This is a genomic window from uncultured Roseibium sp. (genome assembly GCF_963675095.2).
Lineage (GTDB): Bacteria > Pseudomonadota > Alphaproteobacteria > Rhizobiales > Stappiaceae > Roseibium.
On the sequence record NZ_CAXXSJ010000045.1, the window covers coordinates 39,845 to 51,160 of the forward strand.

The following is an 11,316-nucleotide window of genomic DNA, read 5'->3' on the forward strand; positions in this document are numbered from 1 at the left end:
GACAAAAAGGGCCGCCGGAACGGCGGCCCGATCACCGAATTCCCGAAAGGGGAACAACAGGGAACGGGCGAGTTTGGCGACCTGACCGCTCCCACGGCAACATGACGGAGACTTCCATGAAAAAGTGCCTGACTGCAATAGCGTTTCTTCTGGCGGCCGGAACGGCCCAGGCGGAAGACAAGGTCACGATCGAATTCGCGTATCCCTACAGCCACCTGTTCGACGTCACCTACGAAAAAATCCTGCCGCTGTTCAACGAGCAGTACCCGAACATCGAAGTGAAGATGCGCGCGTCCTACGAATCCTATGAGGACGCGTCCAACACCATCCTGCGCGAGGCCGTCGCCGGCGAACTGCCGGACGTGACCATGCAGGGCCTGAACCGCCAGGCGATCCTGGTCGACAAGGGCATCGCCAAGTCCCTGGAACCGTTCATCGTGCGCGAGGAAGACTTCGCCAAGGACGGCTACCACGAAGCCATGCTGAAACTCGGCACCTTTGACGACAAGGTCTACGGCCTGCCGTTTTCCGTGTCTCTGCCGGTGGGCTACTACAACATGGACCTGATGGCCAAGGCCGGCATCACCTCGACGGACCAGATGCCCAAGACCTGGGACGAAGTCGTCGAGACTTGCGGCAAGCTGAAGGACGCCGGCGTGAAGAACCCGGTCTTCTGGGGTTGGAACATCACCGGCAACTGGTTCCTGCAGTCTCTGATGTGGACCCAGGACAAGCCGACCATGATCGGCAACGACATCCAGATAGACACGCCGGAAGGCCTGACGTCCCTGAAGACCATGCACAAGATCTTCCGCGGCTGCGACATGAAGAACATCGAATGGAAGGCCGCGCTTGCCTCCTTCTCTGCCGGCGAGATCGCCATGATGTACTGGTCGACCTCCGCGCTCGGCGCCGTCGAACGCGCCAAGGGCGATTTCGTGATGAAGACCAACGAATTCCCGGGGATTGATGCGTCCGGTCCGAAGGGCCTGCCGGCCGGCGGCAACGCGGCCATGCTGGTCTCCACCTCGGAAGATCCGAAGGTTCTCGACGCAGCCTGGAAGTGGCTGAAGTTCATCACTTCCGGACAGGGCGCTGCCGAAGTCGCACGCACCACCGGCTACATGCCGCCGAACAAGGCTGCCAACGAGGTGATCCTTGCCGACTTCTACAAGAACAACCCCAACAAGGAGACCGCCGTCCGCCAGCTGCCGCTTCTGCGCGACTGGCAGGCCTATCCGGGCGACAACGGCCTGGCGATCACGCAGGTCATCTATGACGGCATGGAAGGCATCGTGACCGGCGAATACGACGACATGGAAGAGCTGCAGGAACAGCTTGCCGAGGAAACGCAGGATCTGCTGCCCTCCGGCAACTGATTTGCGGATACGCGCCGCCCGGATATCTCCGGGCGGCGTTTTTTCTCAACGATACAGATAAAGACAAGGACAAGGGGGAAAGCGTGAAGCTCCTGCAACTCACCGACATCCATCTGACCGCGCCGGGTCAGACCATCGCGGGCCGCGAACCGAACGAAAATCTGAAAAAGGCGCTCGATCATGCCATTTCCAATCATCCGGATGCGGATGCGCTGATCATTACCGGCGATCTGTCCGACTGGGGCGATGCGGACGACTACAAACGCCTGAAGGAGGTTCTGTCGCATGTCCCGATGCCGGTTCACCTGTGCATCGGCAATCACGACGAGCGGGACGTGTTCCTGTCGGTCTTCCCCGAACTTGCGGATGAAAACGGTTATGTCCAGTCCGCCTTCGACCTGCCGCTCGGCACGGGGCTGACGCTCGACACCTGGGGTCCTGAAAGCCACGCCGGCTTCTATTGCGAAACGCGGCTGGCCTGGCTCGATCGCCAACTGAAGGTATGCGACAGCAAGGTCTGGCTGTTCATGCACCACAACCCGGTCCCGATCGGGATCGCCCCCATGGACCGGATCATGCTGCTGGATGCCGAGGCTTTTGCCGATGTCATCGCCAGGCATTCCAGCAAGATCGCCCATATCTTCCACGGCCATTGCCACTTGCCGCTTTCAGGCTCCCTGCACGGCGTCCCGTTCAGCGCTCCGCGCGGAACCAACCACGCCGGCTGGCCGGATTTCGGTGCCGTCGCCAACCTGAGCAGTTCCGATCTGCCGGAGTCTTATGCAGTCATTCTGGCGGACGAAAAAAGCACCATGGTGCACATGGTCGAGTTCGGCTACGCCGGAGAGATCCGCAGAGAAGGCTCGCCGGACTATGCCGACTGGGACCGGTTGACCATGATCCGATAGGTCAGGCGGCCCCAACCCGGCCAGGGCCGCGGCAACCGCGATCGAATGACCCGCTCCTGATCCTACTCGACCCGTTCCAGGTCACCCGGTTTCCAGGTCTTGTCGAACCAGGGTTCCAGAGGGCCATAGAGACGAAGAATGACCATGAATCCCTTGCCCGGCATGGTCTGCACCCAATTGCCTTCCTTGCCCTTGGGGGCCTTCGGGCCGAACCAGACCGTATAGGAGCCATCCTCATTCGGTTTGACGTCGGGCAGCGTGCTATCGAGGCCGGCAAGCCTCTGATCGGTCTCCAGCATCGAGCGGTGTTGGGTCGAATAGACGACAAAGGACCAGAAGTCTTTCGCAGGCACCGGCCCGGGCAGGGTCACCTTGTAGGTCTTGCCGCCGTCAAGGTAGGCGCCGGTCGCATCATGCGGTGTGAAGGCGTAGATCGATCCGGTGCCGACTTGCGGGGAGGCCATCGCCGGGGTGATCCCGGTCGCGGAGTAGTGGAACATCGCCCGGTCGTCGAGACCGCGCGCACCATTGTCGATGAACGCGTGGCTGCCACCGGCAAAACTCGTGTACCAGTTGCGGTCCGGGTAGAAATAGAAACGGTCCCGGTCGCGCGGGCGGAAGGTGATTGCGCGGACCGTTGCATTCCCGACGGCAGCGGCGTCGGTGAGGATCTTCTTCATCCGTGCATCGGGTTCGAACGGCACACCTTTCTTGATGCCGATCGAGGCGAACAGGCCGGCGATTTCCGGATCGAACGCATCGGCCGGTTCATTCTGGACGACCGCATTCAACTCGTCGAAAAAGGTGACGTCGTTGGCATGGACGGTGTTCATCTTTTTGCCGGAATAGTCGACAAAGACCTGTTCCGGCGGGGCTTTCGCTTGCGCGAGCGGATACACCTTCATCTGCGCCTTGACGCCGGCAACCGCTGCTTCGATCCCGGCATCGGTCACGAAGGCACGGGCGAACAGCCAATGCATATTCGTCCTGGTCGGGATGACGTGATAGCCCATCGACGGTACCGGGCCGTCATAATGTGGCGGCAGGAACAGGTAACGGCCGCCGCGGCCCTGGTCCGGACCGGTGATGCCGATATCGGTGTCCCAGCGGAAGTAGGCGTCGTCGACGCCGCCGAGGAGACCGGGAGCAACCTCCATGACGACCGGCCCCTGTTTCAGGTCGAGGCAGGACACGACGTAGACGGTGGTCGACTGCGCGGTGAGCCACAACGAACGGGCGTCGAGCAGCTTCTCGCTAATACCGACCGTGTGCGCAGGGATCCCGGCTTCCTCCATGCCGTGGCACAGCCCATAAATGGAGGCGGAGGGAATGCCGGTCAGAAAGGTTTCGACGCCGCGCGAGAAGTCGATGTTGTCGTAAACCTTCCTGACGGTTTCTTCATCGGGCATGCCGTCAAAGAATTTCAGGGCACCGAGCCGTTCGGTCTCGACCACGTCGGGCGTCGTGACCGAGTCGGGAACATCGGCTGCATAGGTCTGCGCCTGGGCCGTGGAGGTGCCGATCACGAGGCACAGACCGAGGAGCGACGCTGAAAGTGAAAACCGGTTCATCTGGACTATCCTCCCACCTGACACCTATTTCACGGCTTCCGGCAACGGGAATACCCAGGATCCGTCGAGTATTTCAGCGCGGGGCTGATACAGCCGGACGGCATAATTCCAATCCGGCGTGATCGGAATACAGTTCGTCCGGCCGTCGTCACAGCCACCGAAATGGATCGTGAAGGAACCATCGTCGTTCGGCTTTGCGGAGAAATTGTTGTAGCTGTTCCGGCCGAGATCGTTGGGTTCCAGATAGCCTGCGGCGTTGTAGACCGTGATCGACCAGAAGGCATCCACCGGCACGTCCTTGACGGTGACCGCATAAGGCGTTGTGCCGTCATTGGCGTCGACGCTTTCAATGGCCGCGCTGGCCGTTGTGGCTGGCTGACCCGCCCAGCCGGCCATGGCGCCGATCAGGTGATCAATGGGGTCGACTTCGTCCTTTCGGCCGAAAGCACGGCTGGCATTGAAGCCGACTGCGCTCGCAAGATCGCTCACGGCCTTCCGCGCCTCCGCCAGGCTTTCCAGATCCCAGTCCGGGGCTTCGAACGGGCCGGCACCGCCGCCGCTGACCGCGATGCCATCCTGCGCAGCATGCGCCTTCGCAAGATCGTCCGGATCGCCGACGTCGACAAACGTTCGGAACAGCACGAATGCGAAGCGCGTACCCACCTCTTCCTCGGTCAGCTCGTAAGTGCCCGGCGATGCTTCCACGAAACTGTAGTGGTCCTGGCTGATCACCAGCATGGACTGAAAGCGGTCCCCGGCGTCCGGCAGCGTGATTTTCGCCAGCGAGGACAAATCCAGCACGACCACGGAATAGAGCGTGTCCTGGTTGGCACGGATAATCGGTTGGGGTTCATCGGCCGAAGTCAGCTTTCGTTCGTGCCTGATTTCACCCACCTCGATCTTGTTGGTCGCCAGACCGGCGCGAAACATCGTGTCGGACTCGGCCCGCACGAGGTTTTCGATGGTCACCTCCTCGGCATGAAGCAGAGTGGGAGCAAGCATCGGGGCGCAGAGCGCGAGTGTCAGAAGCAATCTCATTCCGGCATCCTTTCCGGTCAATTCACTGGCTGGACTTCAGGGAAGGGTCAGGTCCCGCTGAGACTCTCGGGGCCGGACGGGATGAAATGGCGGGAAAAATACGATGTAAGCGTCGCGTCTGGTGCCCCAGTCGGGTCGTCCCGCATTTGAAGCAAAAATTTTATCCCATCATGTGCCTGGTGGGTCCAACTTGGTAAAAACCTAGAGTAAGTTTTTCCGGCTCCGGTAATCATTTTGCGACAATTCGCACTTCTCCCGTATTTCTGCTTATGATGATTCAGGTTCGTTGGTTCTGTTGCGGCTGAATGGCGATCAAGAGCAATCGGCTCTTGGCAACGCTTGCTAACACGGCCTCGGGCCGGAGAAAGGTGCCATGGCGAAATTGTTCAATACCCGGCTCATGGTCGCCCCTGCCCGGATCCTGACGGATCTCACCACGCCTGAATTCACCCGAAGTGTCACCCGGTCGGTCGGACTGGAGGATACCTTCTGTGAGGGACCGCCGGCCTTCGCCCCTTACCAGCTTCAGGCCCGATGGTTCGAGGAGGCCGCGCGCAAACTGGGCGAGCCGCACCTGGGCGCGCTGATCGGTACGAAGATCCGCTACGGCGACCTTGGCAACTACGCGCAATATGTTCTGGAAGCGCCGAACGTCGCCAAAGCCCTGGGACGGGCCAAACAGGCCTTGTCGTTCATTGTCAGCGCATCGCATTTCGAAACCGCCATCACGGAAAATTGCTTGGTCCTGCGGTATTCGACGGGGATCGAAAGCACGATTGGAACACGGCACATCGAGGAAGCGATTCCGTTGCTGTTCACCGATTTCATGCGGAATTTTGCGGGACCGGGCTGGAAGCCAGCCTGGATAGAACGCCCCGCACGCGACGGCTTGCCGGGCAGAACATTGGCTGAAGGACATTATGCCAATGTTCCCGTCCGATTGGGACCCATGGCGGGACTTGCCATTCCTCTCTCCGATCTTCTGCTGCCCAATCCTTCGCCGCCGGACGGACAAGCCCGTCTGACATTTAGCGATCTGCCGAGCCTTGCCGGAAGTGCCGTCCCGTCCAGTTTCTCAGATGTCGTTCGCGATCTCCTCAAGCTTCAATTGCGGGTTGGCAATGCTCCGGAGGATGTGGTGGCGTCCCGGCTCGGTCTCGGGATCCGGACGTTTCAACGACGCCTGCGAACCGAGGGCTACACCTTTCGCGAATTGCGGCTGGAGGAGACCATGCGCCGTGCGGCGGCGCTGCTCTCAACCGGCGATCTCAACATCGCCGAAACGGCTTTTGCCCTCGGTTACGAGGAACCCAACAGCTTCCGACGCGCCTTTCAGAAATTCTTCGATGTTGCGCCATCCCAGTACCGTCAGCTTTAAAGACCGGAAGGAGATGGCGATATAAAGCCGATGAAAGCCTCTAGCCACCGCGCCCCTGGCCGAGCCATTCGGCAAAACTCTTCGGCGCCGAGTTTCGCGGCAGGGAACCGCAGAGTTTCGCGGCGCGGGCTTCGGGTGGGTCAAAACCGAATTCGGCCTGGAAATGGCGGGAAAACAGCGCCTGATTGGTGTAGCCGTAGGTGTAGGCGATCGTGCTGATCAGCCTGTGGTCATTCGAATTGGACAGCAGTTCTCCGGCCCCGTGCGCACCTCCTTCGGCTGGGGCACGCTGCTCAGCAACGACTTCCGTGGCCTCACCGCCGGCGATGCGCTTGCTCCCTTCTCCCTGGTCTGCAAGGCCGTCACCGCCAACGGTCACCCGACGGTGAAACTCAGCGACAACCCGAACAAGGCCATGGGCCCGGCTGACGAAAAATCGCCCGCTACAAGCGCGTGTTCGGGGTCGGCGAGCGGGAAGCCATGGAGGTGTTGGTTTAGAGAGGCCATACGAAGATGATGCTTGCGCTAAGGCCTGCTGCTCGCTTGCACCCCTTCAGTTATCCCGCCAAAACCAGATTGCGGGGAACCGATAACTTGCGGTTTCCTAGTCTGCGAGGACAGGAACCGGACCGAGCGAATGCTCAACACGATTGAACAGGTCCGCAGGATCGTCACCCCATTGGACAAAACCGAAACAATCGTGGCGCTTTCCTCAATCTGGCGGCCGCACGCATCCGGCTACGTGACTTTGTCAAAAGAGATTAATGATCGCTCGTCGTTAGAATAAGCCCAAGTATTTGGACATTTTCATAGAATCTCGAAGCTTCTTCGGATGAACACCCAATCCCGCGTAAATGTCTCCTGTGCTTTCCAACGATTGATTTCTGGATAAGAGCAAAAGCAGCAAAGCCCTGCAGAACACCACCACCAACACCAGGATACACATAACCTTCTTTTATATTTCTTTGGAATATCGCCGAAGAGTAACCCTGCACCCCGTCATAAATCCATTCATCCTCATACGGAAGACGAACGCTAACTACTTCTTCTTCTCTATATTTATGATTATAAGTGGTCAGAATATCATTTCGGCCAATTTGCGTGTTAGAGATACTCCAGCCAGCACCCACATCGACGGTGGTAGTTTTCGTTGCAGCTAGGCCATGATGTTCGTCCATACAAATTTCTGAGAACGCGCGCATAAATAAAATATAATGCATCGCCTGCTGGATATCGAATACATGATTGGTTTTCTCAATTTTACCTTCTTTAATATATGCGATCTGCTTATCAAAATCGTTATCTGTAGGCCACGGGGTATTATATTTCTTGCTCAGACCTGCGGAAATCGCCTCTCTTCGTTGAGCTTTTTTCTTTTCAATTAACGCTTGCAATGCAAGCTTCCGAGCTCTTTCTTTTTCAATGGCTTCTGTATTCCTAAAATAGTAAGAAACTCTACTATCGTTACCTGCATCGCGAATGTAATCATCAAACGTCGATCTGCGATTCCGGTTTTCATTATCCTTCTTTTTATCTCTTACAGAATCCCAATAATTTGCACCGGAAAGAATTGCTTTAAAGTCATAGCCTCCGCCCTCTTTGAAACGTAACCGAGCATGATCCGGATTAGCGTAATAGGGTATTCTTGCGGGCTTCAGATCCGCTAATTTTGGCTCTAATTCCTCGAAAAACCTTCCTGTATAATCTCGATTTTCTAAAGTTTTATTCATATCCGAAGCCATGAGAACAAGAGCTCCTTCGAGTTCTTTTAAGCTCTCAGAGTCAAAGGTCTTATCTTGTAACTTTTGATATATTAGCTCTAAGGCTATACGCTTGCCAAAATTATGTACCGGATTTTTCATTATTAAAGAAATTTTTCTTACAAATTCTTCATAATTTTTATCGTTTACTGCATCTTTTATAATATCTTCAAGAGCAAAATTTGCCATAATCATTGATTCAACATTTTCAAAAGCGTCGTTATCGCGATTTTCCGCCTTTGTTTCCGGAATAAGATCGGTAATCAATTTTCGCGTTTGGGCTAGGCCCGGCTCTGCTTTTGAAATAAAGAGACCAGCATAAAGGGAATTCATGGCAATGATTTTATTAAGTTTGTCATTCTCTTGAAAATAATTATCGATAGCAAAATTACAGCTATATTCGACGTTCTTAATCTTCGCGCAGTTTTCTATTGCATTTCTAACTTCATCTTTATTTTTGATTTCTTTTTTATTTAAAGCCAAATTTCGCAGCGAAGGGTTCATTTCCGCAAGCTCGGTAAACTTCCGCCACTCCTTGTAAGTGAAGCGAACCAATATATCCTCGACCCACTTGAGTTCCTCCGAAGATATAAACTTCCCCATTTTAGCAGTTTCGTCATTTAACGCTTGCTGTGAAAATTGAACATCACTCTTCAAACGATAAGCCTCACTAGCAGCATCTTTCCATTCAGAAGGCCATGGCGGAAGATTGTATCCGTATTTCTCTTGAATAGAATTTGAAAACTCACGCATATCTTTATATTCTAGCAGCTGCTTTGTTAGCCAAACTGATTTTTCTTTGTCTTCAGTCGCTACTTTCACTATAAATTCTTCAAAACGAACCCGTGATTGCTCCCTTTTTTCTTGGAGCATAAATAATGTTTCTATTGACCTAAAATCGAGATTCGAGACTTTCGTAAAATCCGATTCTTGGAATTTTTCGCTCCCGAATGCAGAAAAACTGAAAAATATACTTAATAAAAATGTCGAAATAAATCTATTAAACATAATAATACTCTCAATCTCTCAATTGAATTTGCATACTAGTTTGAATGTAACTTTTATACGTTTTTTGTCTATATTTTATTGCCAGTCTATCCACCAAACATAATCGCTGGCTACCGCGATCCTCGGCCGAGCCATTCCGCGAAACTCTTCGGCGCCGACGCCTGCGGCAGGTATCCGCAGAGTTTGGCGGCGCGGGCTTCGCGTGGGCCGAAGCCGAATTCGGCCTGGAAATGGCGGGAAAACAGCGCCTGGTTGGTGTAGCCGTAGGTGTAGGCGATCGTGCTGATCAGCCTGTGGTCATTTGAATTGGCCAGCGCCCGGCAGGCGGCGGTCAGTCTTCGTTGCTTGATGAAACCGGCGACGCCGCCATGCGGCTCAAACAGGTAGTAGAGCTGGCGGCGCGACAGGTTCAAGGCCTTGCAGATCGACGCCGCCCCCAGGTCCGGAGAGGCGAGATGATCCTGGATATGCCTGCGGACCAGATTGAACCGGCCGGCGGACACCGGCAGGTCCGCGGCCGCAATCGCTTCGCCACTCGGGCTGACGGCAGCCCGTAAAAGCAGGGTCAGGCTTTCCAGGAACATGGAAACCTCGGAGGCCTTCATGGAAGGCAGATAGACCTCCGCATTCAGCAGAAATTCCCTGAGAAGGGACGTCATCGGTCCGGACACGGGCCTTTGGGCGATCGCGTCAAGCCCGGCGGCAAAATCGTGAAAATCGTCGCGATTCAAGAACAGGTTAAGTGTGTCCGTAGCGGACGCGCGTCCCGTAAAAGGCTCCGCGAAAGAGAGGACACCGAGCGATCCCGCCGTGATTTCAGAACCACCCATATTTGCGTCGCAAGCCAGCGCCCCGGTCTTCATCACGGTCAGGCACCAAGGGTCGATGCCTGTGCCTTCGATGTGCTCCTGAGTGTGCCGAAACGACAGCGAATTCATCCGAAGACTGACAAGGTGCAGACATCCCAGATCATAGGCCCGGCCGCTGGCATGGAAATCCGCCTCCGGCGTTGACACCGGGGACACCTCCAGGATCGGGGACATCAACGCGTACCACCAGGCGAACTGATGGCGCGGTTTGTGACCTTCGGTGGTGAAACGATCGACCCGGACCGGCCGGTCGGCGATCCTTGCGGCTCGATCCCCGTCTCCCGACGCTGGATCAGACGGGTCGTCTGATGCCTGATCGGTCTTCGCAGCCGTCACGCTTCGCCCCTCCCGGGGTCCGTTGGATGGAGTGTTCCCCTGTCTCTCAGCCAGCTTTCATAGCCGGAGGCATTGAGATTGTGTTTCGCCATGTCCCGGGCTTCACTGGGCGACCAGCCGAACTGGGCCTTGAAGGCCCGGCTGAAATGGGCGCTGTTGGAGAACCCGTAATCCTCCGCGATCTTCATGATCGGGCGGTCCTCCTGATCGGACAGGATCGCCTGGTAACATCCGTTCAGCCGCCGGGTGCGGATGTAATTCTGCACCCCGCCGTAGCCCTCGAAGAGATCCTGCATACGCCGCTTGGACAGGCCCAGGACCGACCGGATGTGATCGGACGAAAGCTCCGGCGCCTTCAAATGGGCGTCCACGTGTTTTCGGGCCATATCGAGCCGGGTCGCGCGCATCGGATGACTGGCCGCCGCGATTTCATCGGGATGGCGCGAAACACAGGCACGGATCATCGCAATCGTGGTCGAGGCGACGGTTGGCGCGTCCTGATTGGAAATCCCGGGCAATACGCCCCCCAGCGCGGCCAGGTAATGTCCGAGCAGGGGATGAACGGAAGTCGCACCTTCCGCGGAGCCCAGCCAGTTCAAGGTATCCTCCAGGCCACTGACCTGATCGGCCTCCAGATAGACCATCACCTGTTCGCTTTCGGTCAGGGTCCCGCCCTGCTGATTGTCCGGCGTTCTGACGTTCACGCTGCCGGGGCCGTATCGGAAGCGCTTGCCATCAACGACATATTCGGCCTTTCCCTGAAGACGCACCATCAGGATCCAGGGATAGCTATCCGTGAGGGTGGGGTCCTTTTTCTCCGGAGGCAGAAACGAATACCCGTCCGACTTGACGGTCATCAGGGGCAATCCCGGTAAGAAATAGCCCCGGCAATCCGAGTAAAACCCGTCCTCGGGCAACCGTCCCGGCAAGGGCAAGACTTCCCGCGCGAAAGCCGCCAGTTCCTGCACGAGGAACGGCAACTGATCCCTTGCCGGCAAATGGGACGTTTCCAGCCGCCAGCCCGGAGCAATACGGTCTCGCTCGCCGTTTTCGGCCTCAGGGAACAATA

At 56.5% G+C, this 11,316-nt stretch carries 10 protein-coding genes; 4 read left to right on the forward strand and 6 right to left on the reverse strand.

From position 1 onward, the window contains the following. Positions 1 to 116 precede the first annotated feature (116 nt). Complete coding sequence (locus ABIN98_RS16665) at positions 117 to 1,379, forward strand: extracellular solute-binding protein (RefSeq protein WP_346911711.1); 1,263 nt, start codon at positions 117 to 119, stop codon at positions 1,377 to 1,379. Between the two features lie 83 nt (positions 1,380 to 1,462). Next, the gene (locus ABIN98_RS16670; RefSeq protein WP_346911712.1) at positions 1,463 to 2,287 is read left to right on the forward strand and encodes a phosphodiesterase; all 825 of its coding nucleotides are present in this window, start codon (positions 1,463 to 1,465) and stop codon (positions 2,285 to 2,287) included. A gap of 62 nt (positions 2,288 to 2,349) precedes the next feature. On the opposite strand, the gene ABIN98_RS16675 is transcribed toward ABIN98_RS16670, so the two are convergent. Both ABIN98_RS16675 and ABIN98_RS16680 read right to left on the reverse strand, forming a co-directional pair. Next, positions 2,350 to 3,858: a DUF1254 domain-containing protein gene (locus ABIN98_RS16675; RefSeq protein WP_346911713.1), complete on the reverse strand. Its 1,509-nt coding sequence runs from the start codon at positions 3,856 to 3,858 to the stop codon at positions 2,350 to 2,352. Between the two features lie 24 nt (positions 3,859 to 3,882). After that, entirely contained in the window at positions 3,883 to 4,896 is a 1,014-nt protein-coding gene (locus tag ABIN98_RS16680) for a DUF1214 domain-containing protein (RefSeq protein ID WP_346911714.1), read from the reverse strand. A gap of 373 nt (positions 4,897 to 5,269) precedes the next feature. Here ABIN98_RS16680 and ABIN98_RS16685 point away from each other — a divergent pair, with 373 nt between their 5' ends. After that, positions 5,270 to 6,274: a helix-turn-helix domain-containing protein gene (locus tag ABIN98_RS16685; protein WP_346911715.1), complete on the forward strand. Its 1,005-nt coding sequence runs from the start codon at positions 5,270 to 5,272 to the stop codon at positions 6,272 to 6,274. Positions 6,275 to 6,314: 40 nt separating this feature from the next. On the opposite strand, the gene ABIN98_RS16690 is transcribed toward ABIN98_RS16685, so the two are convergent. Next, positions 6,315 to 6,653, reverse strand: a complete 339-nt coding sequence (locus tag ABIN98_RS16690; RefSeq protein ID WP_394701530.1) for a hypothetical protein — start codon at positions 6,651 to 6,653, stop codon at positions 6,315 to 6,317. On the opposite strand from ABIN98_RS16690, the gene ABIN98_RS16695 reads away from it, so the two are divergent. Beyond that, the gene (locus ABIN98_RS16695; RefSeq protein ID WP_394701528.1) at positions 6,537 to 6,791 is read left to right on the forward strand and encodes a hypothetical protein; all 255 of its coding nucleotides are present in this window, start codon (positions 6,537 to 6,539) and stop codon (positions 6,789 to 6,791) included. The two genes, ABIN98_RS16690 and ABIN98_RS16695, sit on opposite strands and share 117 nt — an antisense overlap. Positions 6,792 to 7,035: 244 nt before the next feature. Here the strand turns inward: ABIN98_RS16695 and ABIN98_RS16700 are convergent, their stop codons facing one another. The 3 genes from ABIN98_RS16700 to ABIN98_RS16710 all read right to left on the reverse strand — a co-directional run. Further along, a complete protein-coding gene (locus ABIN98_RS16700) occupies positions 7,036 to 9,042 on the reverse strand; it encodes a hypothetical protein (RefSeq protein WP_346911716.1) in 2,007 nt (668 codons plus the stop codon). A gap of 110 nt (positions 9,043 to 9,152) precedes the next feature. Continuing rightward, positions 9,153 to 10,247, reverse strand: coding sequence for a helix-turn-helix domain-containing protein (locus ABIN98_RS16705; protein ID WP_346911717.1), 1,095 nt, complete (start codon positions 10,245 to 10,247; stop codon positions 9,153 to 9,155). Beyond that, a partial coding sequence (locus ABIN98_RS16710) for a helix-turn-helix domain-containing protein (RefSeq protein WP_346911718.1) occupies positions 10,244 to 11,316 on the reverse strand: 1,073 nt, incomplete at its 5' end. The genes ABIN98_RS16705 and ABIN98_RS16710, both read right to left, overlap by 4 nt.

Coding starts and splice junctions, on each gene's coding strand:
- ABIN98_RS16665 (WP_346911711.1), top strand. CDS start 117: ATGAAAAAGTGCCTGACTGCAATAGCGTTTCTTCTGGCGGCCGGAACG.
- ABIN98_RS16675 (WP_346911713.1), bottom strand. CDS start 3,858: ATGAACCGGTTTTCACTTTCAGCGTCGCTCCTCGGTCTGTGCCTCGTG.
- ABIN98_RS16680 (WP_346911714.1), bottom strand. CDS start 4,896: ATGAGATTGCTTCTGACACTCGCGCTCTGCGCCCCGATGCTTGCTCCC.
- ABIN98_RS16685 (WP_346911715.1), top strand. CDS start 5,270: ATGGCGAAATTGTTCAATACCCGGCTCATGGTCGCCCCTGCCCGGATC.
- ABIN98_RS16700 (WP_346911716.1), bottom strand. CDS start 9,042: ATGTTTAATAGATTTATTTCGACATTTTTATTAAGTATATTTTTCAGT.